This window comes from Marinobacter sp. S6332, from assembly GCF_023016045.1.
Taxonomy (GTDB): Bacteria; Pseudomonadota; Gammaproteobacteria; order Pseudomonadales; family Oleiphilaceae; genus Marinobacter.
This window is the reverse complement of the sequence record NZ_JALKAP010000003.1, coordinates 389135-414798: the sequence shown is the minus strand read 5'-3', so window position 1 is coordinate 414798 and position 25664 is coordinate 389135. Positions and strand designations below refer to the sequence as shown.

Below are 25664 nucleotides of genomic sequence, written 5' to 3'. Positions count from 1 at the left end.
AGCTGTTGTTCTGGCTAACAGCTGTACGCTAAAGTAATCGTGCCGGTGCCAAAAATTGCAGGCGCCCAAGATTTTGATTTGAGGATAAATTATGTGGTTTAACGGTCTCCTTGACCTATCAGTGATGCAGCTGATTTTAGTTGCTTTGGGTATGACCCATATCACTATCATCAGTGTAACGCTCTATCTGCATCGCCACTCAGCTCACAACTCATTGGATTTGCACCCTGTTCTGAAGCACTTTTTCCGCTTTTGGTTGTGGCTGACCACTGCCCAGAATACCAAAGAATGGACCGCGATCCATCGTAAGCATCACGCCAAGTGCGAAACGGCGGAAGACCCACATAGCCCAGTGGTGCTTGGGATAAAGAAGGTGTTGTTTGAAGGCGCGGAACTCTATGCGTCGGCGGCTACACCCGAGACTCTTGAACGTTACGGCCAGCGTACTCCGGATGACTGGGTCGAGCGCAACATATATAGCCGCCATAAGGTGTTGGGTATTGCGCTGATGGCGGTTATTAACTTAGCGTTGTTTGGTGTGCATGGTATTTGGATTTGGGCTGTGCAAATGGTCTGGATACCCTTCTGGGCAGCCGGCGTGGTGAACGGAGTTGGCCACTGGATGGGCTACCGTAATTTTGAGTGTGCAGACAATGCCCGCAACATTTCTCCGTTAGGCATTTTGATTGGTGGTGAAGAACTGCACAATAACCACCACACCTACCCGAACTCATCCAAGCTCTCGCGTCGTTGGTACGAGGTGGATATCGGCTGGGGCTACATCCGCACTTTCCAGCTGTTTGGTCTAGCCAAGCCCAAAGGATATCGGCCCATTGCGCATTATGTACCGGGTAAGCAGGACGTCGATGTCGAAACCGTTCAGGCCATTGCCAACAACCGGTTTGATATCATGCGCCAATATCGCAAGCGCGTAACAGAGCCGGTTCTGCGCCAGCAAAAGAGCCTGATGGATGACGAGATTCGGCCCCGTTACCGAAAGCTCAAGCAGCTTTTGTCCCGGGAAGTCACCCTCATAAAGCCACGTGAGAAGGAAACGCTGGAGTCGGCTCTGGAAAGCAACGCTGTTTTGCGCCAGATCTACGAGATGAGCAACGACTTACAGGCTCTCTGGCGCCAGCGGGGGCTCAAACCACAGGATAAGCTGCACGCATTGATGGAGTGGTGCAAAGAGGCTGAAGCCAGCGGCATCCGCTATTTGGAAGAGTTTGCCGCCCATTTGCGAGCTTACTCGCTGCGCCCTGCAGCCTGAGAAACTCGATATAAGCAGTAAGTGACCTGTCCTGCGGTTTTTTGCCGGTGCAGCTGCCAGTCGGCGGGTGCAGTTGGCGTGGGCAGGTCGCTCTCATGCTCCACATAGACCCAGCCCCCAGACTTAACCCAGCCCTGAGAATCCAGCAACGGAAACAGTGTTGTTAACCAGCCCTGCCGGAATGGCGGGTCCATAAATACGATATCAAACGGCTGCCGCGCCCGCTGGCTGAGATAAGTGTCTACGTTGGTGCAGGTAACCGTGCCAGCCTCGGAGCCAAGAAGCCGAAGGTTGTTGCGCAGCGCCGTTGCCAAAGCGGGGTTATTGTCAACCAGCGTGGCATGGGCGGCGCCTCTGGAAAGCGCCTCGAAGCCAAGCGCGCCTGAGCCGGAAAACAAATCTAAACAGTCGCTTCCCGCCAAATGAAATGAAAGCCAGTTGAACAGAGTTTCCCGCGTGCGTGCTGGCGTTGGGCGCACCCCTCCCGCGTCAGGGAAGCGGAGTTTACGGCTGCGCCAGTCGCCGCCGATAATGCGCAACTCACCGCTGGTTCCCGAGTTCCGGGCTTCGTTTTTTGAGGGCTTGCTTGAAAGCCGCGGGCCTGAGGGTTTTCTTCGCGCCATATCCTAAGCTCCGGAAGCTGACTGGGTTCTTGCTGGCTGGCGTATCTTAGCGGAAAACCGGTGTTCCATGATAATCCACACGACCCTCACTTCCAGAGGACAGTCTGCTAGAATGTGCGCTTTATTTGTCCCGCCCAATCAGACTGACGGTATGACTTTATGATGGCAGAGTGGATTTCAGTCGGCCTTTTGGCCCTTCTTGTATTCGTATTTGTTCTGGATATCGCCAGCAACCGGCGCCGGGTTCCGCGGCCGAAGCCCGTACCCCAGCGCAAACCGGAGGCTCTGAAAGGTCCCGCACCCACCGCACCGGTTGAGCGCAAAGCTCCGGACGCTACCCCCGAGCCCGTGGCAGAAGAGCCTGCGGATGCGCCAGCCGCCCCTGCGCCGAAGACAGTGGCAGAGCTTGAGCGCGCACCCGAACCAGAAAAGATACCGGAGCCGGAAGCTGCGCCCCAGCTCAGCGTATTCGAGCGCATCAAACAGGGTTTGGGTAAAACCCGGGCGAGCCTCACCGGTGGTATGGCCGATCTTTTTGCCGTTGGTAAGAAGATCGATGAAGACCTACTGGAGGAAATCGAGACCACTCTGCTGATGGCCGATGTGGGCGTGACTGCCACTTCAGAAATTATTGAATCCCTCACTGACAAACTCCAGCGCAATCAATTAAAAGATGGCGAAGCACTACGCAAGGCGTTGCGAGATGAATTGCATGGTTTGCTTAAAGATGTCACCAAGCCGCTGACGATTGATTCGGGAACTAAGCCATACGTCATTTTAATGGTCGGCGTGAACGGCGTTGGCAAGACCACCACAATCGGCAAACTTACGAAAAAGCTCCAAAGCGAAGGCAAATCCGTCATGCTGGCGGCAGGTGATACCTTCCGTGCTGCCGCTGTTGAGCAGCTTCAGGTTTGGGGTGAGCGCAATAATGTTCCCGTTGTGGCTCAACATACCGGCGCTGATAGCGCATCGGTGATTTTTGATGCCATACAGTCAGGCCAGTCCCGGGGCGTGGATGTTGTGATCGCCGATACGGCAGGCCGGTTGCAGAATAAAGACAACCTAATGAGCGAGCTGGAAAAAGTCGTTCGGGTCATGAAAAAGCTAGATGACACTGCGCCTCACGAAGTCATGCTGGTACTGGATGCGGGCACAGGGCAGAACGCACTGAGTCAGGCACAAGTGTTCCAGAAGGCGGTTGGCGTAAGCGGTATCACCTTAACGAAGCTGGACGGTACAGCCAAAGGCGGCATCGTGTTCGCCATTGCCCGCCAGTTGCAGCTTCCTATTCGCTTTATCGGTGTGGGTGAGCAAGTTGATGATCTGCGCAGCTTCGATGCCGAAACCTTTGTGGACGCATTGTTCGCAGAATAGTTTGCCTTGCTACCTGAACTAGTGGAGCAATAGCCCGCCATGATCGAATTTCGTCAGGTTACCAAGCGGTATGACAGTGATCATACCGCATTGCGACAGGTGAATTTTCATCTAGCCCGTGGTGAACTGGCCTTTCTGACAGGGCATTCTGGTGCGGGCAAAAGTACCCTGCTGAAACTGCTTATGGTTATGGAACGTCCCAGTGCCGGGGAAGTGGTGGTGGGTGGCCAGATCTTGAATAGCCTGCCAAGGCGACAGATTCCTTACATTCGTCGCCACATTGGCGTGGTGTTTCAAAACCACCAGCTGCTTTTTGATCGTACCGTATTCAACAACGTCGCCATGCCTTTGGAAGTTATGGGCGCTACTCCGCGTGACGTAGGGCGGCGGGTAAGAGCTGCGCTGGATAAGGTTGGTTTGCTGAGCAAAGAAAAAATGAATCCCTTACAGCTCTCGGGCGGTGAGCAGCAGCGCGTAGGCATCGCCCGGGCTGTGGTGAACAAGCCACCGCTACTGTTGGCGGATGAGCCCACGGGTAATCTGGATCCAAAACTGTCAGCAGACATCATGAACCTATTCGCGCAGTTCAGTCAGGTTGGTGTAACAGTGCTCATAGCCAGTCACGACCTTGCGCTGATCAACGAGATGAACCGGCGCACATTAACTCTGGATCACGGTAATCTGATTGCCGGTGGTAACCCGCTTCAGGGAGGTGCCGGTGGCCGCTGATCCTTCATCCAAACCCCGTAAGGCAGACGCTGAAAGAGGCGCCAAAACGTCTCGATCCCCTTGGCGCGAGCAGGCTGAATCCTATTTTATCCATCACCGCAAAGTAGCTCGTGATAGCGCAGTTCGTATGTGGCGAACGCCGGTGGCGAGCCTGATGACGTGGACTGTTATGGGTGTGGCTTTGGCTTTGCCGGTTGCGCTCCTGTTGCTGTTAGCCAGTCTGCAAGGCGTGAGCGCTGGGTGGGAAAGTAGTGCCCGTGTAACCGCCTACATGAAAATGAGCGCTAGTCTTGAGCAGACTCAAGCCTTAGCCGGTGAGATCGGCGGAGATGGACGCGTAGCCGAGCTGGAATTGATTGATCGCGATCGTGCCTTGGCAGAGTTCCGGGCATCGTCGGGCCTTGATGATGCTTTGGACTATTTAGAAGAGAACCCCCTACCCCACACGTTGCTGGTCACGCCTGAGGAAAGCGCTCGGTCTGCCGACGGTGTTGCAGCTCTGGTAACGTTTATAGAAGGCATGGAGGGGGTTGAACGGGTTCAGGTGGATCTAGGCTGGCTACAGCGCCTCAACGCTATGACAGACCTACTTGCGCGGGCTGTGTGGGCGCTTGCCATATTGCTGGCCGCAGCGGTGGTACTGGTGATTGGCAACACCGTGAGGCTGTCCATAGAAAGCCGTCGTGATGAGATTCTGGTCGCTAAACTGGTAGGTGGCACAGACAGTTTTGTGCGCAGGCCTTTTCTTTACACCGGTGCTTGGTTTGGTCTTGGTGGGGGCGCTGTTGCCTTGATACTGTTGCAGCTGTCCCTGTGGTGGCTGAGTGGCCCGGTTGAACGCCTCGCTGGACTGTACCGTAGTGACTTCTCACTGAACGGCTTGAGCCTTGATGGTGCGTTTGCGTTGATTATTGCCGCAATGCTGCTAGGCTGGCTGGGCGCTTGGGTAGCGGTGAAGCGCCATCTTGATGACATTGAGCCGGGTGAAATTGCCGGTAGTTGATGATCCGGACTGCGGAAAGACCGTATTGAAGTAAAGTCCATTCCGGAGTAGGTTCGTAAGCAGTTAAAGTTAGGGAGAATTCTCCATTTAGTTGATTTGGAACGTTTTACTTGGGGATTCGGGAACTTTTAGGGTTCGTGACGGTCTAATTTCTATTCGTTATATTATGCGACCGTCAGGTTCGGAGGATACAGCATGGGTACGAGCTTACAGCTCATTGAAAAACTTGTTCCGGGCGCAAATCTTGAGGCATATATTCAGGCCGCGAGTCGCATTCCGGTACTCACCGTGGATGAAGAACGGGAGTTGGCCGAGAGACTGCACTACGAAGAAGACGTAGATGCGGCTCGCCAACTGGTGTTGTCCCACTTGCGTTTTGTTATCCATATAGCCCGCAGCTATTCCGGTTATGGATTGGCTCAGGCGGATTTGATTCAGGAAGGTAACGTTGGCTTGATGAAGGCCGTCAAGCGCTTCAATCCGGAATACGGGGTGCGGTTGGTGTCTTTCGCGGTGCACTGGATCAAAGCAGAGATTCACGAGTTCATTCTGCGTAATTGGCGCATTGTGAAAGTGGCGACGACCAAGTCCCAGCGTAAACTGTTTTTCAATTTGCGCAGCCAGAAGAAAAAGCTGGCGTGGTTGAGCCACGATGAACTGCACGCAGTTGCAGACGACTTGGGTGTTGAGCCCAGAGTTGTGCGCGAAATGGAAGGCCGTTTGGCGTCCCACGACACTGCCTTTGATGGCCCGATGGACGATGATGACGACAGCGCCTACAAAGCGCCAGCGTACTATTTGGAAGACCACCGCAGCGACCCTGCCGTTCAGCTTGAAAAAGCGGACTGGTCAGAGGACTCTAACGGTCGCTTAATGCAGGCGTTGGAACTGCTTGATGAGCGCAGTCAGGATATTCTGCGTGAGCGTTGGTTATCCGAGAATAAAGCAACGCTGCATCAGTTGGCAGACAAGTACGGTATTTCAGCCGAGCGTATTCGCCAGCTGGAAAAGAATGCCATGAAGAAGATCCGCACGCAGATGACTGAAGCTGCCTGATAAGGTAGCTCATCCGCAAGTGTTCTGAAAACGCCACCACCGGCCACCGGTTGGTGGCGTTTTTGTTTGTGCCTCTTGTGACTTATAGTTTGGTGCACGAAGTAATTGGGCAGGCCCTTCCAAAACACGCTGTGAATACATCCCTGTACGCTCGGCTCCGCCATCCATGGCTCCGCACGGTTTTGGAAGGGCCTGCCCAATTACTTCTTCCCGATACTTGAAGCCGAGACCTCTAAAATGACTGAAAAACTCCCCCGAATCGCCTTTCTTGGCATCGGCCTCATGGGGGCACCCATGACCCGTAATCTGCTGGATGCAGGTTTTTCCATGAATTTATGGAATCGCACCGCCAGCAAGTGTGAGCCGTTTGCTGCTGAGGCAACTGTCGCGGCCACCCCCGCTGACGCAGTGCGAACCGCCGATGTCATTATCACCATGCTGGAAAACAGTGATGTGGTAGAGCAGGTGATGGTTGCCAGCGGTGCTATAAAAGCCATTAAGCGGGGCGCTCTGGTGATTGATATGAGCTCCATTCAGCCATCGGTGGCTCGTCGGCACGCTGCACTTGCAGCGGAACAGGGGGCAGGTTATGTGGATGCGCCGGTTTCCGGTGGAACTCTGGGGGCAGAGGAAGCACGATTGAGCATTATGGCTGGCGGTTCTGAGGATGATGTTCTCCGGGCGCAGCCGATATTTGAGGTGCTGGGCAAGTGCACGCGGATTGGGCCCGTAGGCGCCGGGCAGCTTGCCAAATTGGCTAACCAGGCGATTGTCGGGATTACCATCGGGGCTGTGTCTGAGGCTCTGTTGTTGGCTGCCAAAGGAGGGGCTGATCCGGCCGCTGTGCGGGAGGCGCTAATGGGTGGTTTTGCTGGCAGCCGGATTCTTGAGTTGCATGGTCAGCGCATGATCGACAGGGATTTTTCGCCCGGCGCGCCAGCGCGCATCCAGTTGAAAGACATGCGGATGATTTTGGATGAAGCCCGCGCTGAAGGATTAACGCTACCCTTGTCACAGCAGGTGCATAATGAATATCTGTCTCTGGTTGCTAATGGCCACAGTGACGCAGACCACAGTGGCCTGCTGTTGGAATTGGAGCATATGAATCGCACCCGCCTTGGTGCTGCTGGCTCGGGATCTAAGGAGTAACTGCCATGCCGCGTTTTGCTGCCAATCTATCGATGCTATTCACCGAAGTGCCGTTTACCGAGCGCTTTGCCAAGGCGGCGGAGGCTGGGTTTACAGGCGTGGAGTTTCTTTTCCCCTATGAGTGGCCCAAGGAACAGCTCAGCAAGGCCTTGGAAGACAATGGTTTGACTCAAGCTCTGTTCAATCTTCCCCCAGGTGATTGGAATGCAGGGGAGCGTGGCATTGCATGCTTGCCGGATAGGGTGGATGAGTTCCGCGCAGGTGTTAGTCAGGCGATTGAGTACTCGCGAGCGCTGGGGTGTAAACGGCTGAACTGTTTGGCTGGATTGAAGCCAGTGGAACTGGATGAAGACACGGCCTGGCAAACGCTGGTGGCGAATGTGGCCTGGGCAGCGGATAAGCTGGAGGGTGAGGGCATTACGTTGTGTGTTGAGGCAATAAACTCGCGGGTCGATATGCCCCGTTTTTTTCTTGATACGTCTGCTAGAGTCATGGCGCTGATTGAGGAAGTGGATGTCGATAACCTGCGCCTGCAATATGACATCTACCACATGCAAATCATGCAGGGCGATCTGGTGCGCTCCATGGAGTGCTTGCTGCCATGGATTGGGCATATCCAGTTTGCCGATAACCCGGGCCGACATGAGCCGGGAACCGGGGAGATTAACTTTTCGAATGTTTTTTCTGCCATCGACAAAATGGATTATGACGGCTGGGTAAGTGCGGAATATCGGCCCTCTGGCACCACGGCAGATAGCTTGCACTGGTTGCCAATCTAAGGCCGCCCGTCGCCATTAGCGACACCCTCTTACAAGATCGTAACTGGCCGGTGTCCCGAGATATTCGTACTCTGTTGTTAATGTAATCCGCTATCAGGAGGGGATCCGGTGAAAGCGCTGGTAATCGAAGACGATCAGGACGTAGCAAATTATCTTGTTAAAGGGCTGAAGGAATCAGACTTCGTAGTCGATCATGCTGCCGACGGCAAAGATGGCATGATGATGGCCGCCAGTGAAGAGTACGACATCATGATTGTCGACCGTATGCTCCCGGGCATGGACGGGCTCTCTATCATCAAGACGGTCCGCGCTACGGGAAATCAGGTGCCGGTACTTATATTGAGTGCCTTGGGCGATGTTGATGATCGCGTTGAGGGCTTGCGGGGCGGCGGTGATGATTACCTGACCAAACCTTTTTCTTTTACAGAACTTCTCGCCCGAATTGAGTCGCTGGTTCGCAGGAATCGCCAGTCTGCGGAAACCGAAACCGTGCTTCGGGTTGCCGATTTGGAAATGGATCTGTTGGCTCGAACCGTAAAACGCTCTGGCCAGAACATTGACGTTCAACCCCGTGAGTTCCGGTTGCTGGAGTACTTGATGCGTAATGCTGGTCAAGTGGTTACCCGAACCATGCTGTTGGAAAAGGTCTGGGATTATCATTTTGATCCCCAGACTAATGTGATCGACGTGCACATCAGCCGTCTACGGGCAAAGATCGACAAGGAATTCGAGACACCCTTACTGCAAACCATCCGTGGTGCAGGATACATGCTTCGTGAAACTGCTTAGCCAGCTCAGGACATCGTCCTTCCAGCTTGCCCTGCTGTACATGGTGGTGTTTGCCACCTCGGTATTTTTGTTACTGGCCTTTATTTACTGGCGTACAGCGGGCTTTATGACCGCTCAGACCGACGAGACCATTGAGGCGGAGATCGCTGGGCTGGCGGAACAGTACAGGGGGCGTGGCGTAAACGGCCTGATCACGATTATTCGTGAGCGGGTTGCTCGCGACCCCAATGCAAAAACGATCTATCTGCTGACTACCGAAGATTTCCTCAAACTGGCAGGTAACTTAGAAACCTGGCCGGAAGGCAGCCCCTCAGAAGGCGGTTGGGTTAACTTCACGCTCAGTTCTGCAGTGGGCTGGACGGGGCCGGAGCGCTTGGCCCGGGCTCGAATCTTCGAAGTTCAGGGTGGATTGAGGTTATTGGTCGGCAGAGATGTCGACGAACTCACCAACCTCAAACGAGTGATTGAAACCGCCATTAACTGGGGAATGGGAATCACCCTAGCTTTGGCGTTGCTCGGCGGTTACCTGATGAGTCGAAACACCATTCGCCGCATCGAGGTCATCAACAATACCTCCCGACGAATTATGAACGGACACCTCTCACTGCGCATACCTACGCGCGGTACAGAGGATGACTTTGATCAGCTTGCAGAAAACCTGAATCAAATGTTGGACAGAATCGTCTACCTGATGGAAGGTATTCGGCATGTGTCTGACAGTATTGCCCACGACCTTCGCACTCCGCTCACCCGCCTGAGAAACCAGCTCGAAAACACCTTGATGTCCGTTGATAACGATGAGGCCCGCGAGCAAGCAGGCCGTGCTGTTGCAGAAGCGGACCAACTACTTGCCACCTTTAATGCTCTTTTGCGTATCGCGCGCTTGGAGACGAAAGGTAATTCTTCTGACATGAAGCGGGTGGCACTGGATGAGTTGGTGTCAGATGCCTGCGAGCTATATGAAGCATTGGCGGAAGACAAAGAGCAAACGTTTGAGCAGTCCCTTGAGCCGGGTGTAATCATTGAAGGCGACCGTGATCTGCTATTTCAGATGATCAGCAACCTGATTGATAATGCCATCAAATATACACCCGAGCAGGGCGCCATTGGCGTGGTTGTGCGGAAGGAGGGGGAGGACGCTGTTTTCGAAGTTAGAGACAGTGGTATCGGTATTCCTGATGATGAGAAAGATCAGGTATTTCAGCGCTTTTACAGGGTTGGTAAGAGTCGCTCGCTTCCCGGCAATGGTTTGGGGCTCAGCTTGGTGAGCGCGGTGGCGGAAATCCACAAAGGGCGGATTGTGCTGAGCGACACTAATGAAGAAGCGCAACCATCAGGCCTTACGGTCGCGGTGTATATGCCTGCCCCCACCCATGTACGTAAACGCATCAGGGCTAAGCAGGCGGGGCAGGAAAGTGACTCTGTCAGTGCTGGTGCCGCTGTGGCACAGAAACCGACCGTATCCGAGTCTTAGTGGCTCGGGCGGAACCGGTTTACCTGTGACATAACCGGAGCGATCAGCGTGTCGGCACGGGTTTCAATTTGCTGGGTAATACGCTCAAACTGTGAGCGGCGAAGGTTTATGCGCACCTGAATGCTGTCCCACTCACCTTCTAGATGCTTCTGTTCTGACATCAAAAAAGCTGCAATGTTGTGCCGGTTAACTTTTCCGGTAATGCCCATCTGGTCAAGACGGAAACCTACGGCGTCTATGCCTTCTAGAGCTATATTCAGGAGCTTCTGTGTGTTCATTATGCTATCTCCAAAGCTGGAAGCGGATATAAGGTTTGTTACCCGAAAGCTATAGGCGTTCCCTAGAGTGTACAACCTAATTCCTGATGCAGAGGCTGACCAAAAGGTAACTCGCCGGCAAGGGCTGGGTAATGCAGGGTGTGGAGAATAGGATGGGTAGTTTGAAGCAAGCATGTATAGCCGCTTGTTTCTCCCTCCAGCACAGCGCTAGCCTTACCCCGTTTTTACGGGGTTTTTTTATGCTTGATGGAAAAGCTTCAATAAGAGTGGTTGGCCAGTTGCACTATTTATCGTAAGCAATGCTGTTGATATACCAAGTGATTGTTCCTGCATCGGTTCTTACCTCAGCCTCGTCGCCCACTTGCTTTTTTAGCAGAGCCCGGGCCATGGGCGAATCAATGGAAATGTAATCATTGCGGTTGAATATCTCATCGTAGCCTACGATTCGGAATTTCAGGGTTTTGCCATCATCGTTTTCGACTTCTACCCAAGCTCCGAAAAAAACCTTCCCTTCTTGCTCCGGATGATGCTCTACCACTTTGAGGTTGTCCAAACAGCGCCTTAAATAACGCACCCGGCGATCAATTTCCCTAAGCCGCTTCTTGTTGTACTGGTAGTCTGCGTTTTCGCTGCGATCACCAAGACTGGCTGCCCAAGTAACCTTTTTGGTGATCTCCGGGCGTTCAAATCGCCAGAGTTCATCAAGCTCTTTTTGCAGGTCATCGTAGCCCTGTCGGGTGATAAGTGGTGTCTTCAAGGCTGCTCCTATTTTTGCAAGAGAGTGTGTACCGGGAACAAAGAGGCTGCAAGCGTGGCGGTCTAATCATTTTTACCAGTGAAAGTTGTCACAAAACGGTCAATCAACTGAGAAATACGGCCGGTTTGGCGATAGACTGATTAAAATTTGACACATTTAAGACAGAGTGTGTCTCGGAGGATGGACGCCATGAACCTGTTACAACGTATTGCTGGATCGCCTGAATCGCTTCGCTCTAGGTGTGTTCCTGCTTTTCTATTGCTCATGGTAGCAGGATTGGCAAGCGCACAGACCAGTTCCGGCGAGAATGAGGTATTTGAAGTTGAGGAGCGCTCCACTCTGGAGACAATTTCTTTTAGCTCAATTGAGGAAGACGCTCTATCAGAAACGGTGATTGAGGGCGCCCTGTCAGCGCCAGCCGAGGGCATTCCGGTACAGCAAGTAGGAAAGGGTGACTTTTATTTAGACCCGCTTGCGTTGCAGCCCGGTGATGGCCGCACAGATCTAGGGCGCTCTGAGATTCCAGTCGAGTTTCGCTTCAGTACACCCAAGTCTATTCCTGGGCAAACGCACAGCGATAATTTTGTGATTCGTCCGCCGAACAACCGTACTTACGATGCGCTCAATTTGAATGTAACCGACCGTTGAGTGCTTCTTCAGGTTAACCGGTACATAGGCAGAGAGGCGATCCCGGCGGTATGTTCCAAGCCGGGATCGAAGTGCAGGTTGGCTTACTTGAGGGACTCGAGTTTGTCGATGTACTTTTGCATCGCTTCTTCTTTTGACATGCCTTTGCACTTTTCCCAGGCGTCATACTTGGCGCGGCCAACAAAGTCCATCATGCCCGGGCGCTTGCCCGATACGTCGCCTTCGGTGCCTTGTTTGTACAGCGCGTAAAACTCCAGCTTCATTTCGTTGGACGGCTTGAAGTCACCTTCCGCAGTCTGAATGTAGTTTACCGCCTCGTCGAAACTGGTTTTCAAATCGCTCATATCAATCTCCTCCTTGGTTTTTGTGATAATGCCTTGAAGCTATACATGTGCTTGCAGGAGTATAGCCATCGCGTTGCTTGCCGTCATTGACCGATTTTCTGACTGCTTTGGCCAGTAGGTCACAAGTGTGTGCGCAGGTACAGATGCCTTGATAAAAGTATGCCAGCGCTCACAGTTTGGTGCTCTATTGGTGAGTTTGCTTGAGAAGTCTGGCTTGTCTGTGTAGGTTTTTAGCCAGATCAATGGACGATAAACGTTAAGGATTAGACGCGTGCAAATGATGTGTACATGGAGGTTCATTCCAGCCTTATTTTTGCTTTTAACCTGTGCTGCGCGTGCCAGTGAGATTGAACCGCAGCCGGTACCTCTCGCCAGCACTTATCAACAGGGGGTTGCCCTAGAGGATTACTGGGTCAGCGAAAAGTTGGATGGAGTGAGAGCTTATTGGAACGGGCATGCGTTTTTATCCCGTAATGGCAATGTTTACAGGGCGCCAGAATGGTTCATTGCTGGCCTTCCTGATATTCCACTGGATGGCGAGCTATGGATGGGGCGGCAACGCTTTTCGGAGCTGTCGGGTGCGGTTCGTAAGCAGGCGCCCATCGACGCCGAATGGCGCCGTATCCGATTTCATGTATTTGATTTGCCGGGCGCCGGGCTATTTCATGAACGCTATGAGCGGTTGCAGGCACTGATAGACAGTGCGGATTCACCCTACCTGAAGCTGGTGCAACAAAAGCCAACTTCCTCGCACTCTGCGTTGATGGCTGATTTGGACAGAGTTATCGCTGAAGGTGGTGAGGGCCTCATGTTAAAGCGGCGGGAAAGCTCTTACGAGGCAGGCCGCTCTGATGACCTGTTGAAGGTGAAAGCCTTTGAAGATGCAGAGGCTGTGGTGGTTGAGCGCATAGCAGGCAAAGGGCGCCTGCGGGGCATGATGGGAGCGCTGAAAGTAGAGCTTCCAAATGGCCGCCGTTTTCGCATCGGAACAGGGTTTAATGATGAGGTCCGCGCGCACCCGCCCGCACCGGGAACGCATATAACCTTCAAGTACTACGGCCTAACAGCAACCGGCCTGCCACGCTTTGCAAGCTTTTTGCGCGTGCGTGACGATGAGCCACCAAAACCTTAGATAGCCACTGGCGAGGCATGAAGCCTCAGATTACTGTCTATAGCTGTTTTCAATTCTGTCCAACTCGCCTGCTTTGCGGGCCTCGTCCAACGCTCGCTGAAAGTCGGCCACAATAGCGGGGTCAGTGCTGTTACTGAAAGCCAGGTACATGGGCGTTTCGCGGAATACCAGCACCGGCTTTAAGCCGGTGATACCATGCTCTTCTTTGGCGACCAGAGGGCCAACCAAGCCGTCTGTTACCCACAAATCCGCTTGTCCCAGCATTAGCCGCCGTGTATTCACGTCGCCTGAGACGGCAGTGAGAACATTGAACCCCTTGTCGATCAGGTAGTCCGACATTACGTCACCCTTGTAGCCAGCAATCTGTAGATCTTTTGCATCGTCCAAAGAGTTCAGACTGATCGCTGAATCCGGAGCGGCAAAGAGTGTCCATTTAATGGATGCTAACGGGCCTGCCCACTGGAACTGGCTTTCACGCTCATCCGTTCTAGCGGTGCAAAAAAGGCCGTGGTTTTCACGCCCCTGAACCCAGCTATAGGCATAGCTCCAGGCTCGCATTTTCATGACATAATCGTAATCTAGCCGGGCGAGGGCGGCTTTAACCATATCGCTACAGATGCCGGTAATATCGTCTTCGTCATGGGCAAACGCCTGACCAGACACAGTATCGTTGTAGGGTGGATACTTCTCGGTAAAGATATATAAACGGTCGGCAGCTATTGTTGATGCCGCGAATCCCGTCAGTATCAACGACAACAAACCAGTTTTTACGCCGTTTAAGATCTTACGAGAGGTTAAAGTCAGCATAGGCATTAGCTTGTCCTTATTTTTTGATTCCGGTGCCCCAGAAGGGCTGCTGTTTACCACGACGTTTTATCATGGCTCGTCCGTAGGCAAATGTCAGTGACAAAACGTAGCAGGTTACCCATTACAGGCGCTCTGCTTTCTGCTGGGTTAGTGTACAGTTACGAAACTAGAACCCTGTGCTACAGTAGTTTTCGAGCGGTCTTGCATGGCAGTAAGTAGGTTAGTCTAGCTTAGACCGTCGTCGAATGAACTCAGGAATCGAATCAGGAGACAGCTCATGGAAAAGCAAACAGCAAAAGATGATTACGCCCGCGTTAAAGAAGATCTCCAGCTACTGCGGGAAGATATGGCATCACTTACCAAGGCTGTTGCAGATGGCCAGAAGGCCAATGCCAGTAACCTGAAAGATGAAATCAGCCGCGAGGCGCAAGCCGTGTTTGATAATCTGCGCAAGCGCGGCGATGCTGCCCTTACTCGCGCTACAGAGGCGGGTTCGCAAACCGTAGAGAGTGTGGAGCACAAAATTGAGGAAAGGCCGTTTCTCAGTATCATCCTCATGTTTTTGGCAGGTGTTATCGTAGGCAAAATGCTCGATCGCTAATGCTTCCCGACTCTGCAACGATCCAAAGCACCCTTCGTAAAGTTGTTGCGGCCATCACCGGTGTGGTGTTGGCCTTGGTGCTGCTTACAGCGCTGCTAGTTACCGGCTTTTATTTTTTGGTCAATGCAGCGGTTCTGGCTTTGGCTCCTTTTGTGGGAAAGCCAGGGGCCATGGCGATTACCGGGTTTGCATGCTTGTGCTTGCTCGCACTGTTCTTCTATCGCATGACTCGTCCTGCCAAATCCCGCAAAGATAGCGAGGGCGGCGCTTCAACCTCTGGCTCAGGATCCCCCATTGAAGTTTTGCGGTCGCTAATAGCGCAAAACCCCCTTGAAGCTGCTGCTTTGGCCTTTGCCGTGGGCGTTGCTGAGCAGGCTGACCCCAGATTGAAAAATTTATTGCTTCAAGGCGGTATGGTTCTGATGCGCCAGGCTCCTACCTCCGCCACCTCCGAATCGCACGGTTCCGCGCCTTCCGCAGACAAGCCCTCAGCCGAATAGCTTTCTCTTGGCCCTACCAGCTCGAATAAACCTTCTGGGAAATCCTTTGTCCTGTGCTTTCGAGTAATTGGAGTGGTTTGGTGGTTTTCGTATAACCATATGATTTATTTTAATTTTTCATTAAGAATTAAGAGAGCATGAAGAGATTTTAGTTTGGATGTAACCCAAAACTGCCATCAGAGCCACTAGGGTAGAGGCACGTATTTCGGGGGCGGTAAGTCGAATGACTCAGCCACCCGAAGAACGCTATTAACGAATAGAACTCTTAACTAGTGAGGATGATGCATTATGAACTCCAAAGCTCGTATTGCCTGTGCCACGATTTTGTCTGCCAGTGTTTTTGCAGCCCCTGTAGCCTTGGCGCAAGGCTCTTCTGATCGTGACGCCTCCGGCCCATACATTAAGGGTAGTTATGGTGGCTATAAATCGCACGGCGGGGATTTCGATGATTCGAATGATCTTTATGGAGCGGGGTTAGGCTACCAGTTCAACGAGTTCTTCGGCCTGGAAGCGAACTATGTGGACTTCGGCAATTTCGGTAAAGACGACACGAAGGCAAGCCTAAAAGGCGGCGCGCTTGTGGTCATCGGTCGACTACCGCTATCAAGTAGTTTTGGTGTCTACGCCAAAGCGGGTGCATTCGCTGCGGCGCTTGACGTGGACGCCTTTGACGAGGACAAGACCTATGACGATGTAAGCCCCGTTGTGGGTGCAGGTGTTGATTTCCGCATTTCAGAGCACCTGACTACCTTTCTGGAATATAACCGCTATAACGTAGACATTGATGAAAATGACTTTAACGGTCAGCTGAATAACGATGGCCCAGATTTCGATACTGCGCAGGTTGGCCTCAAGTTCCAATTCTGATTGGAGTCAGTCTGACCCTCAAAAATGGCGCAGAGGTTTAACCTCTGCGCCGTTTTTGCTTTTAGCCGCTTCGATAGCCTGCCTATAGCTCGTACCGATATACTGACAGCTGGCTTCCCCGGCAGGGAACCGGAAAGCACATCTGTACTCAACGAAACGGAATGAAAGCTTATGTCTGAACAGCATCCTTTTGACTGGTCATCAACTCCGGCTGCGGTGTGGCGCCGCCATCGTTCAGGGCTGCGTGCCGTTCGAAGGCTGGACCCGGTGCAATGGGGCTCGCTTACGGGTATTGATCGCCAGCAACAGGCGCTTGCCCGCAACACAGAACGCTTTCTTGCAGGTGAACCTTCCAATAACGTGCTGCTTTGGGGAGCTAGAGGAACGGGAAAATCATCCCTTATCAAGGCGCTGCTGAATCGCTACCAAGACCAGGGTTTGAGAATTATTGAGGTGGATAAGGACGATCTGGTGAACTTGCCGGAGATTGTGGATGACATCTGTGATCTGCCGTTCCGCTTCGTTATCTTCTGTGACGACTTGTCGTTTGATGTGGGTGAATCCGGTTATAAAGCGCTGAAAAGCGTGCTTGAAGGATCGCTGGAATTACCGCCAGAGAACGTTCGTGTTTATGCTACCTCCAACCGGCGTCATTTGATGCCGGAATTCATGTCCGACAACTTAAAGGGCCATACTCAGGATAGCGAAATTCATCCTGCGGAAGCCATTGAAGAGCAGGTTTCTCTGGCTGATCGCTTCGGTTTGCAGCTGTCCTTTTATGCGTTTTCCCAAGAGGTGTATTTGCAGGCAGTGGATGCGCTTTTCCCGAAGGTTGCTGACAGAGAACATTTGCGCCGTGAAGCCATCCGCTTTGCCACCCAAAAAGGGGTACGAAACGGCCGCACTGCGCAGCAGTTTTACCGACAGTTTGCCGGAGATGAAAATCTGGGCTGATGCCTTGTTGCTACTGCCGTCTTGCCATACGGATAAAGTGATGGTGAACAAACCGAATGGCCAGATACACCAATGCAAGTGTAGCGGGAATGGCAATCCCCAGCGCCAAAGTTTTGTTGAAGATAATCCCTGCTTCGTAAATGGAATCCAAAGCTAGCTTGAGAAGGCCGATCAAGTAATAAGTGATGGCGACAACCGAGAAGCCTTCAACTGTGTGCTGCATCATCAGTTGGATTTTTGAACGTCTGTCCATGGAGCTGAGCAGTTGTTGGTTTTGGCTTTGGATGGCCAACTCCACTCTGGCTCGCATCATGTCAGATGTGCGATCTACTCGGCGGGAAAGGTCTTCCAGCCTAATACTGACGGCTTCACAGGTTTTGACGGCGGGGGTTAGTCGGCGAGTCATGAACTCAGAGATGGTTAGGTGGCCGGACACTTCGTCTTCTCGCAGTTCTTCCAGCCTGGTTATCACAAGCTGATGATAAGCTTTGGTGGCGGAGAACCGAAAGGTAGAGTGGGCACGGAAAGCTTCGATTTTGGCTGCAATATTGGTGAGTTTCGCCAAAATAGTTTGCTCATTCTGAGCTTCATTGTCAGCCAGAGCCTGAGTAATGACGACGAGTTGCTGGTCCATATCATTTAACGCAGGCGTAATGTCGCGGGCTACAGGCAGCGACAACAGAGACATCAAGCGATAGGTTTCGATTTCCATCAACCGTTGAACAAGCCGACCTAACTGGCTATCCGACATACTGTAATTGAGCACCATGAAGCGGCCGAAATTGTCGGAGTGCAGCTGAAACGTTCCTAGTACCCGGGCAGCGCCTTCTTGTGGGCTGCTGCCTATCAGTCGCATACCCTCAAAATGCCGACGCATGAACGCAGGTTCGTTGCGGGCATGCTCTGTGGATGGGCTAACGTCAATATGGAAGGCCGCAACTACAGTGCCGTCGAGCTGTTCGAGCCAGCCGCGGGGCAGCGCGCTGACCCCCGTTTCCTCAAAGGGCTCGGCATCGGACGGAGCCAGATTAGTAAAGGTGTAAGCGGTAAATTCCAGATGGACCTCGCGGCGAATGCGCAGCTTATCAAAGGTTTGCTCATAGCAAGTTACCTCCTCCTCCGGCCAGGGTTGCCCCAGCATTCGATGTAGGCTTTGTAGATGTTTAAACTGGCTTTTGCGCTGCTCTGATGTGGTCAAAACTGCGATGTGACTTACCCTTGCCTGCGGTGGCAATACCTGAAACGGGCGCGAATGCAGCTCCTGATACAGGTCAGGGCGCAGGGGGTGGAAATCCAGTGCTACGGGTTTAGCGGTCACGGGTCAGTCCTTGGTTTATCCGGAAGCTTGGGGATGATAACGCGGAAGCAGGCTCCGTCAATGCCATTTAAGCGCTGGCTTTGAGCGTCAACTCGGCCACCAAGGAAGTCGGCAATCAAGCGCACAATCAACAGTCCTTGGCCAAGGTGCCCTTCGGTTTTGCCTTCTCGTTGCGATACAAACGCTTCAAAAATATTCACGCCCGAGTTGGTGGGCAAGCTTGAACCTTCGTTAAACACTTCGATCTGGCAGTGTTCCGGGTATTGGTCCAGACGTATTTCAATTCTGCCGTTTTCGGGTGTGAAGTCGCGCGCGTTATCGACCAGTTTGTCTAGCATTTGTACGAGCAGTTCCGGGGCACCTACAAAGCTGATGCCTGACTCCGGTCCTGTGTAGATAATTTGATGATCTGGATCCAAGGCCTTATAGGCAGCGCTTGCCTGATTGATCACCTCTGCCAGATCGAAGTCTTCTTTGTCGGCGTGATCAAAACTCTGCTCCAAACGGGCTGCTTCGCTCATGCCGTTGAGGATTCGCCGCAAGCGCTCGGTAGCTGTAGTGGCACGCCCGATGTATTGCGAGCGTTCGCCTTCAGTTTCGGCATGAGATAGGTTTTCCAGAGATGAGCGTACTACGGCCACCGGGGTTTTGAGTTCGTGGGAGAGGCGCTTTGAAAAGCTCTCCAGATAGCGATTGTAGCCGTGCAGCCGGTCGGCCATCTGGGCGAAATGGTTCTGCAGCTGGCCCAGCTCATCCTTTGCCCCGGAGCCCGGCAGTGTGCCGATAATCCGGCCATCCTGATCAATGGTGGCACTGACCGCACGCTGTAAACGGGCAATGCGCCAAGACAGCCAACTGGCGTAGCCCAACAAAACCAATGTCAGGCCGATAATAATCAAGGTGCTTCGAGCGATAACTGAGCCCAGCGTAGAGCCGGATAGCGTTAGTAGCTGATCAAGAGACTGTTCGACGATCAGTGTTCTGCCTCCGAATACAGGCTTGGTGGTCATCAACCAAATGCTGTCGTCTTCATGCCGTACAAGCCCTTTTTTGGGGAGGGCGTTTATATCTAGGCGGTTGCTGTTAGCGGTAAGCGTTGCAGGCGCGGGTTGATACATCTGCACCAGTGCTCGCAGGGTGTTGAGGCTTATGTGCTCAACAATTTGCAAGGGGCTGAGTGCTTCAAACTCTGGCGGCGCCTGTCGGGCAGGCGTTGACTGTTGTGCGATGACCCAGCCTGCGGGCTCGATCAGCCGGGTAACTTGGCCTCTGCTCATTCCTGAGGTCAGTTGGCGCTCCAGTTCGGGTTGGCGTTCCACAAGAGCGGGTAGCGGGTTTATTGATGTGGATGTTTGCGCCGAAGTCGGGCTGTCCTGCCACTGGATAGCAAAGCCTAGGCGGCTGTCTGGTGGTGGTTTGGGCAGTTCCAGTTCAAGCTGCCAGCCGTTACCCACGCTGTGCCAATATCCGCTTACACGGTAGTCGGGCTTGTTTTCGCTGTCTCCGTTCGCCGCATCAATGGCGGTTGCGTAGACCTTGCCGGGCGCGGGGGTGCGTATGAGCCACTCTGCGGTTTGGGCATCGGGGTTCAGTTTAGCGTTTGCGGGCTCTAGCCAGAGCTTTAACCGATCGTGAGGCTGCTCGGGCGCGCCGGGGTTGAAGAATATGGGCTGGCGGTTGTTGATGCGTACTAACAGATACAAGTGGCGTTGGTCGGTCGCAGCTTGCCAGCGCATGGTGGGCTTGCCGATGGTTTCTGTGGGGTGATCTGGCGTTGTAGCAGATTGCCAGGGTTGGAATTGTTCACTTTCGTCGTAGCCTGGCCAGTCATCGCTGTAGCCGTCCAAGTTTATGGGGCTTTGGAGGCTTTCTACGTAGATGGCGGGCGCATGAGGCGCTGCGACCGGGAGCCCAAGGCTTAGATCACCGGCGGTTTGTGCAAGCCGATCTGCCTGATCCTGTAGTTGTTGTAGCGCCTGTTGCCGTAGGGCTTGATCCAACTCCAGCACAAACTGGAGGCCAGCCCATGGTATGAGCAGCATCAGTAGGCTGGCGATAAAAAGCTGGCGTTTGAGAGTCACGAATCAAAGCTCACGGGCATTCCAGCGGTATCCCATGCCGTAGGCGGTTTGGATACCGTCAAAGCTGCTATCGATCTGCAGGAATTTGCTGCGGATGCGTTTGATGTGGGAGGTGACGGTGTTGTCGTCCAAATGCGTGCTGGCGGCTTCCATGAGTTGGTCACGGTTGCGCACATGGCCGGGGTGTTGTGCCAATGAGTGCAGCATCCAGAATTCTGTAACAGTGAGGTCTATGGCGTTTTCATCCCAGGCTACGGTCATGCGATCAACGTTTAGGCTCAGGCGGCCACGGTTTACCACTTCGTCTGGCTTTTGCAGAGCGTCCGCCCAGGCGTCTGCCCGGCGTAGTAGTGCAGTTACTCTTGCCAGCAGGTGTTCCATGCTCATGTCTTTGGTGACGTAGTCGTCAGCGCCCAGTCGCAGGCCGTGTACTGAGTCTATGTCGCTGTCGCGAGCGGTCAGGAAGATGATGGGTAGGGTTGCGGATAGTGAGCGTAGGTCTTGGCATAGGGTGAAGCCGCCTTCGGGTTCGTCGCCTAGGCCGACGTCGATTATGGCGAGGTCGGGGAGGCTTTGGCGTAGTACTTGCCAGGCGGATGATCGGTCGCTGTAGGTGGTTACGCGGTAGCCGCGGCGTTCGAAGGCGGCGCGGTAGTTGTCGCGGATGGCGGGTTCGTCTTCTATTAGGACGAGGTGTTTTTTCATGGTTTTGGCTGTTTGTCTGTGGGCGTTGGGGTCTATTTAAACACGGGGGGCGTTTAGAGCAAGGTTAGCTTGCGGTGTTGTCATAATTCATCATTTTTTGTTCGTGGAATGTTGGATTCTGCCATGGGGGTGCCTTTTTGGGTTGGTGAAATGGCTGTGTCTGATTTAGTCATGTAGCCAAAGGATTATTGCCATGATGTTTTCTTCTCTGTCATCCAAAAATAGTTTGTTTCCATACCGTCTGAGCCCGCCCTTCCAAGCGGGTGACGAGCCCCCCGAAACACGCTGTAGATACCTCCCTGTACGCTCGGCTCCGCCTCTCGCTCCTTCATGCTCCTGCGTCGCAGCTAGAGTCCTGGGCAGGCCATCCTTGGCCAGCCCGAGAAGAGCTGGTCGCTCTTCTCCCATGGCTCCGCACGGTTTCGGGGGGCTCGTCACCCGCTCGGAAGGGCTCAGAGTGGGCCGGAAGCAGCGAGTGGTGCGCTTTATGGAAGGCGTGAGCTTATGGATGGCTATGTTGCTGGTTTTGTTTGTGCAGCCTTTGTATGCAGAGGCCAATACCGGTAATGAGGATTCCGCAGGTGTGCTGCATTTTGTTGACGGTAAAGGCCAATGGCAGGAACCGGCGTTGGTGCTGGGGAGCGATTTTGATGTTCGGGTTAGTGGTCTGATTGCAGACAGCAAGCTGGTGCGGACGTTTAAAAACACGAGCGATGATTGGCGTGAAGGAGTGTTTGTGTTTCCTCTGCCGGAGAAGGCCAGTGTTTACGGGCTGACCATGAAGATTGGTGAGCGCACGATTGTGGGGGAGGTTCAGCCTCGCGCGGAGGCGAAGAAGACTTATGAAACGGCTCGGGATGCCGGGCGGCATGCGGCGACGGTTGAGCAGCAACGGCCGAATGTGTTTACCACGCGGGTGGCGAATATTCCGCCGGGGGCTGAGGTGAGTGTGGAGCTGAGTTATCAGCAGCTGGTGAGTTATCAGGATGGGGTGTTTGAGTTGAGTGTGCCCACGACTCTGACTCCCCGATATATGCCGGGTGAGCCTTTGGCGGTGGCGCCGCAGCAGTGGCAGGGTGGTTGGGCCCTGCCTACGACCGAGGTGTTGGATGCTGATGCGATCAGTCCGTTTACGGTGGATGTGGACGATGTTGCCGCGGATAGTCACAGGGCGTCGGTTCGGTTCACTATTGATGCCGGGCTTGCGTTGGCGAATGTGTCTAGCCCCAGCCACCCGGTGGTTGCTCAGCAGGATGGTCAGGTGTTTACGGTTGAGCCTCAGGTAGGTGAGATTGTAATGAATCGGGATTTTGTGTTGCGTTGGCAGGCGTTTGCAGGTCAGGAGCCGGGGGCGGCTGTTTTTCATCAGCGCTGGGACGGTGAGGACTATTTGTTGGCTATGGTTGTGCCGGGTCGGGCGGGTAAAACCCGGTTGCCCCGTGAGCTTACGTTTGTGATTGATACTTCCGGTTCTATGGCCGGAGAGTCGATTCGGCAGGCTCGGGAAGCTTTGCACCTTGGTTTGGACACATTGGCACCCGGTGATCGCTTTAATGTGATTCAGTTTAATTCTCAGCCACATGCTCTGTTTATGCAGCCGGAAATGGCAACGGCGAATAATCTGGCTCGGGCGCGGCAGTATGTGAGTGGGCTAAGTGCCGACGGTGGCACGGAGATGGCGTCAGCGTTGACTATGGCCCTGCAGAGTCAGCGTGCGGTTGGGCGGATGGTAGCTGTTTCATCAGAATCAGATTTGGCCCCGAAAGTGCGCCAAGTTGTGTTTATGACGGATGGTGCGGTTGGGAATGAGTCGGCGTTGTTCGATCAAATTCGCCGCCAATTGGGTGACCAACGGCTGTTTACTGTGGCCATAGGATCAGCGCCTAACATGCACTTTATGCGTGAGGCGGCGCGGTGGGGGCGTGGTAGCTACACGTCAGTGCAGGATCCCACGGATATAAGTGGCCCGCTGGCTAAGTTGTTTGCGGCTATGGAGGCGCCAGTGCTGACAGATATTAAGGTGAGTTGGCAGGGGCAGTCTGCATCGGCACTGGAAGACAGTTTTCCACGTAGGTCAGGAGATTTGTTTCAGGGTGAACCCTTGTTGCAGGTGGTGCGGGGTGTGTCGCCTGCGGGTGAATTGAGTGTTTCAGGTCGGTTACCGGGTGGCGGTGTATGGCAACAGCGTTTGGATTTGCAGCAGGCGGCTCCGGGTTCAGGGCTGAACCGCTATTGGGCGCGGGAGAAGATAGACAGCCTTCTGGACGAAGCGCGGGTTCAGGCGCAAGAGCCGCAGAAGTCCAAGATTACCGAGTTGGCAGTTGAGCACAACCTTATGTCGCCTTATACAAGCTTTGTCGCTGTTGATAAAACGCCAGCCAGAGCTCCCGAGAGCGCTCTATTAAAAGACAATCTGCCAACACTCCTGCCAGAGGGGAGCCAGTCTGGGATGGTCCGCTACCCGCAAACAGCAACCTTTGCTCCCTTGTTGATTGCTTTGGGGTTGCTTGGTTTGATGTTTTCGGCCGCTATTACGCTGCTTCAACGGAGAGCATACCCATGAACCGTTCGCTACTATTGTTGATCACGAGTTCTTCCATGCTGTTGCTGTTCGGATTATGGGTTCCTGTAAAAGCAGTGGTGGCTCAGGAGTTGCTGGAAATTGCCTGGGCTGAGAGTCAGGCCCGACAAACCGAATCCCGGCCTTGGCCTTGGGCCGATACCTGGCCGGTGGCGAAGCTGTCTATGCCGGAGCTTGGCAGTTCGATGATTGTATTGGCGGGCGTTCACGGTGAGAGCTTGGCCTTTGGGCCGGGGCAGATGATGGGTGGCGGTGGCCAGCAGGAAGCGGTTGTTATTGCCGGGCACCGAGACACCCATTTCCGGCCCCTGAAACAGCTAGAGCTCGGCAATGAACTGCGGCTTCAAAGCCGCGACGGACTCTGGAAAGAGTATCGGGTGCAAACCACAAGAGTTGTAGATAGTCGTACAGAGCTCATCGACACTCATAAACTGCCTGCAGGTACTCTTTTGCTGGTTACCTGTTATCCCTTCGACAGCATGGATGCCGGTGGCCCGCTGCGCTACGTGGTGGAGGCCCGCGCAGAGGGTGCCGCCCGTGTAGTCGATGTAGAAAGTTTAGAAAGTGATCACAATCAGGTTCTTTATAGTCAGGCCATATTGGACGAAATTGACACTGTTGCAGGCCTATAAACTTGGCGTACACTTGTGCGCCAAAATCCTGATGCAGAGTTTGTCGTATGGGCTTTATTAGAAGTGTTTTGGCTTGGTTGAGTGTTCCCGTGCTTTGCATACTCGCCTTGCCGTTCTTTATTGCCAGGCCGTTCAACCCGGATAATAACCGACTATTGGCCATTGCATTGGCACGCACCGGCCGCGTAATACTCGGTATGGAGCGGCCAGTGGAAGGTGTGGAAAACATGCCTCAGGATCGGCCTGTCGTGGCAATTTGCAATCACCAATACAACGATGATCTTTTTGTGGTGGGAGATCTGGTAGCGCCTCGCACCGTAACTGTGGGCAAGTCCTCACTGGTATGGGTTCCGTTTTTTGGCTGGGCATTCTGGCTCGGCGGCAATGTGATATTGAACCGTGCCCGCTCCCGCAAAGCCGTTGCAGTCATGCAAGCCACCAGCGAGGCGATCACCCGCGAGAATAAAAGCCTGTGGGTTTTTGTAGAAGGCACGCGAAGCAGGGGCCGTGGTCTACAGAAATTCAAAAAAGGCGCCTTCTACGCAGCGGTGACCGCAGGGGCGCCAATTGTTATGGTGTGCACAGCCGAGTACCGGAATAAAACAATGGGGTGGCTGGCCCGGCGTGAGCCGGTTACTATGCGGATTCTGCCCCCGATAGAAACCGTAGGCCTTACCACTGAAGACGTTCCTGCTCTGGTCGCACGTTGCCACAAAGAAATGGCGGAGGTTATTGCCAGCCTCTAACATTATTATCGGGTTGCGGCGTACGGGCTGTTTTCAACCAACCTAGGAAGAACTGAATATGATCGTACCTGTTACGGGAGTGTTTGCCGCTGTACTCGGTATATTGCTGTTGGTGCTTTCAGGCCACGTGGTTAGGTTTCGCCTGAAGTATAAAAAAGGCATGGGTGTTACTGATAACCCTGATTTTCAAGCCGCCGTTCGTGCCCACGGCAATCTTGTGGAGTACGCCCCCATCGGACTTATTATGTTGGGGATCGCAGAGTTGAACGGTGTGGCAAGTGGTCTTATTTACTGGACTGGTATGACTCTGGCAGTTGGCCGCCTTCTGCATGCTTGGGGCATGATCAATGGCCATGGAGAGGAACACATAGCGCGGGCAATTGGCATTGTAATGACGTGGCTTGCCATTCTGGCAGCAGCAATTTTGTTGTTGTGGAATGTTTGGCAGGTAAACGGCTGATTGT

General features: G+C 53.5%; 27 protein-coding genes. 19 read left to right on the top strand and 8 right to left on the bottom strand.

All coding sequences use genetic code 11. The features are described 5' to 3' along the window. Nucleotides 1–91: 91 nt before the first annotated feature. Nucleotides 92–1270, top strand: a complete 1179-nt coding sequence (locus MWU62_RS06625; RefSeq protein ID WP_247114104.1) for a fatty acid desaturase — start codon at nt 92–94, stop codon at nt 1268–1270. On the opposite strand, the gene rsmD is transcribed toward MWU62_RS06625, so the two are convergent. Further along, entirely contained in the window at nt 1246–1893 is a 648-nt protein-coding gene (gene rsmD, locus MWU62_RS06620; protein WP_247114103.1) for a 16S rRNA (guanine(966)-N(2))-methyltransferase RsmD, read from the bottom strand. The genes MWU62_RS06625 and rsmD overlap by 25 nt on opposite strands. A 159-nt stretch (nt 1894–2052) precedes the next feature. Between rsmD and ftsY the strand changes: the two genes are divergently transcribed. The 8 genes from ftsY to MWU62_RS06580 all read left to right on the top strand — a co-directional run bounded on the left by ftsY (nt 2053) and on the right by MWU62_RS06580 (nt 10249). Beyond that, complete coding sequence (gene ftsY, locus MWU62_RS06615; protein WP_247114102.1) at nt 2053–3270, top strand: signal recognition particle-docking protein FtsY; 1218 nt, start codon at nt 2053–2055, stop codon at nt 3268–3270. 39 nt (nt 3271–3309) lie between these two features. Next, a complete protein-coding gene (gene ftsE, locus MWU62_RS06610) occupies nt 3310–3999 on the top strand; it encodes a cell division ATP-binding protein FtsE (protein ID WP_247114101.1) in 690 nt (229 codons plus the stop codon). Then, complete coding sequence (gene ftsX / locus MWU62_RS06605) at nt 3989–5002, top strand: permease-like cell division protein FtsX (protein ID WP_247114100.1); 1014 nt, start codon at nt 3989–3991, stop codon at nt 5000–5002. The genes ftsE and ftsX overlap by 11 nt, the downstream gene beginning before the upstream one ends. Before the next feature lie 195 nt (nt 5003–5197). Continuing rightward, nucleotides 5198–6058 (top strand): RNA polymerase sigma factor RpoH, encoded by an 861-nt coding sequence (gene rpoH / locus MWU62_RS06600; protein WP_200362462.1) that lies wholly within the window; start codon nt 5198–5200, stop codon nt 6056–6058. Between the two features lie 237 nt (nt 6059–6295). Further along, entirely contained in the window at nt 6296–7207 is a 912-nt protein-coding gene (locus MWU62_RS06595; protein ID WP_247114099.1) for an NAD(P)-dependent oxidoreductase, read from the top strand. Nucleotides 7208–7212: 5 nt separating this feature from the next. Further along, nucleotides 7213–7986, top strand: a complete 774-nt coding sequence (hyi, locus tag MWU62_RS06590) for a hydroxypyruvate isomerase (protein WP_247114098.1) — start codon at nt 7213–7215, stop codon at nt 7984–7986. 108 nt (nt 7987–8094) lie between these two features. Next, nucleotides 8095–8775: a response regulator transcription factor gene (locus MWU62_RS06585; RefSeq protein WP_113816488.1), complete on the top strand. Its 681-nt coding sequence runs from the start codon at nt 8095–8097 to the stop codon at nt 8773–8775. Then, nucleotides 8762–10249, top strand: coding sequence for a HAMP domain-containing sensor histidine kinase (locus MWU62_RS06580; RefSeq protein WP_247114097.1), 1488 nt, complete (start codon nt 8762–8764; stop codon nt 10247–10249). Before MWU62_RS06585 ends, MWU62_RS06580 begins: the two co-directional genes overlap by 14 nt. Here MWU62_RS06580 and MWU62_RS06575 read toward each other — a convergent pair. Together MWU62_RS06575 and greB are read right to left on the bottom strand one after the other, a co-directional pair. Next, nucleotides 10246–10527 (bottom strand): hypothetical protein, encoded by a 282-nt coding sequence (locus tag MWU62_RS06575; RefSeq protein ID WP_247114096.1) that lies wholly within the window; start codon nt 10525–10527, stop codon nt 10246–10248. The genes MWU62_RS06580 and MWU62_RS06575 overlap by 4 nt on opposite strands. A gap of 283 nt (nt 10528–10810) precedes the next feature. Next, entirely contained in the window at nt 10811–11284 is a 474-nt protein-coding gene (gene greB, locus MWU62_RS06570) for a transcription elongation factor GreB (protein WP_216007006.1), read from the bottom strand. Nucleotides 11285–11473: 189 nt separating this feature from the next. Here greB and MWU62_RS06565 point away from each other — a divergent pair, with 189 nt between their 5' ends. Further along, the gene (locus MWU62_RS06565) at nt 11474–11932 is read left to right on the top strand and encodes a hypothetical protein (protein ID WP_247114095.1); all 459 of its coding nucleotides are present in this window, start codon (nt 11474–11476) and stop codon (nt 11930–11932) included. Between the two features lie 83 nt (nt 11933–12015). Here MWU62_RS06565 and MWU62_RS06560 read toward each other — a convergent pair whose 3' ends face one another. Continuing rightward, a complete protein-coding gene (locus tag MWU62_RS06560) occupies nt 12016–12276 on the bottom strand; it encodes an acyl-CoA-binding protein (protein ID WP_247114094.1) in 261 nt (86 codons plus the stop codon). A 277-nt stretch (nt 12277–12553) separates the two neighbouring features. Here MWU62_RS06560 and MWU62_RS06555 point away from each other — a divergent pair, with 277 nt between their 5' ends. Beyond that, on the top strand, nt 12554–13408 hold the full coding sequence (locus MWU62_RS06555) for a DNA ligase (protein WP_247114093.1): 855 nt from the start codon (nt 12554–12556) through the stop codon (nt 13406–13408). 30 nt (nt 13409–13438) lie between these two features. Here the strand turns inward: MWU62_RS06555 and MWU62_RS06550 are convergent, their stop codons facing one another. Next, nucleotides 13439–14221, bottom strand: a complete 783-nt coding sequence (locus MWU62_RS06550) for a transporter substrate-binding domain-containing protein (RefSeq protein WP_247114092.1) — start codon at nt 14219–14221, stop codon at nt 13439–13441. A 271-nt stretch (nt 14222–14492) separates the two neighbouring features. Here MWU62_RS06550 and MWU62_RS06545 point away from each other — a divergent pair, with 271 nt between their 5' ends. The 4 genes from MWU62_RS06545 to MWU62_RS06530 all read left to right on the top strand — a co-directional run bounded on the left by MWU62_RS06545 (nt 14493) and on the right by MWU62_RS06530 (nt 17137). Continuing rightward, nucleotides 14493–14816, top strand: a complete 324-nt coding sequence (locus tag MWU62_RS06545; protein WP_247114091.1) for a hypothetical protein — start codon at nt 14493–14495, stop codon at nt 14814–14816. Continuing rightward, nucleotides 14816–15316: a hypothetical protein gene (locus MWU62_RS06540; protein ID WP_247114090.1), complete on the top strand. Its 501-nt coding sequence runs from the start codon at nt 14816–14818 to the stop codon at nt 15314–15316. Before MWU62_RS06545 ends, MWU62_RS06540 begins: the two co-directional genes overlap by 1 nt. Nucleotides 15317–15604: 288 nt before the next feature. Beyond that, complete coding sequence (locus MWU62_RS06535) at nt 15605–16183, top strand: porin family protein (RefSeq protein WP_247114089.1); 579 nt, start codon at nt 15605–15607, stop codon at nt 16181–16183. Nucleotides 16184–16354: 171 nt separating this feature from the next. Then, a complete protein-coding gene (locus MWU62_RS06530; protein ID WP_247114088.1) occupies nt 16355–17137 on the top strand; it encodes an ATP-binding protein in 783 nt (260 codons plus the stop codon). Between the two features lie 10 nt (nt 17138–17147). Here MWU62_RS06530 and MWU62_RS06525 read toward each other — a convergent pair whose 3' ends face one another. The 3 genes from MWU62_RS06525 to pdsR are packed head-to-tail and all read right to left on the bottom strand — an operon-like array spanning nt 17148 to nt 21241. Further along, nucleotides 17148–18455 (bottom strand): DUF3422 domain-containing protein, encoded by a 1308-nt coding sequence (locus tag MWU62_RS06525; protein WP_247114087.1) that lies wholly within the window; start codon nt 18453–18455, stop codon nt 17148–17150. Next, the gene (locus MWU62_RS06520; protein WP_247114086.1) at nt 18452–20536 is read right to left on the bottom strand and encodes an ATP-binding protein; all 2085 of its coding nucleotides are present in this window, start codon (nt 20534–20536) and stop codon (nt 18452–18454) included. The genes MWU62_RS06525 and MWU62_RS06520 overlap by 4 nt, the downstream gene beginning before the upstream one ends. Before the next feature lie 3 nt (nt 20537–20539). Continuing rightward, entirely contained in the window at nt 20540–21241 is a 702-nt protein-coding gene (gene pdsR, locus MWU62_RS06515; protein ID WP_247114085.1) for a proteobacterial dedicated sortase system response regulator, read from the bottom strand. 457 nt (nt 21242–21698) lie between these two features. On the opposite strand from pdsR, the gene MWU62_RS06510 reads away from it, so the two are divergent. Genes MWU62_RS06510 through MWU62_RS06495 form a run of 4 tightly spaced genes read left to right on the top strand, consistent with a single transcriptional unit; the run spans nt 21699 to nt 25660 of the window. Further along, nucleotides 21699–23804, top strand: a complete 2106-nt coding sequence (locus tag MWU62_RS06510) for a marine proteobacterial sortase target protein (protein ID WP_348645628.1) — start codon at nt 21699–21701, stop codon at nt 23802–23804. Beyond that, entirely contained in the window at nt 23801–24454 is a 654-nt protein-coding gene (locus tag MWU62_RS06505) for a class GN sortase (RefSeq protein ID WP_247114084.1), read from the top strand. Before MWU62_RS06510 ends, MWU62_RS06505 begins: the two co-directional genes overlap by 4 nt. Nucleotides 24455–24501: 47 nt before the next feature. Next, complete coding sequence (locus MWU62_RS06500; protein WP_247114083.1) at nt 24502–25200, top strand: 1-acylglycerol-3-phosphate O-acyltransferase; 699 nt, start codon at nt 24502–24504, stop codon at nt 25198–25200. Between the two features lie 58 nt (nt 25201–25258). After that, nucleotides 25259–25660 carry an MAPEG family protein gene (locus MWU62_RS06495; RefSeq protein WP_247114082.1) on the top strand — a complete coding sequence of 134 codons (402 nt, stop codon included), beginning with the start codon at nt 25259–25261 and terminating at the stop codon, nt 25658–25660. The last annotated feature ends 4 nt before the right edge of the window (nt 25661–25664 follow it).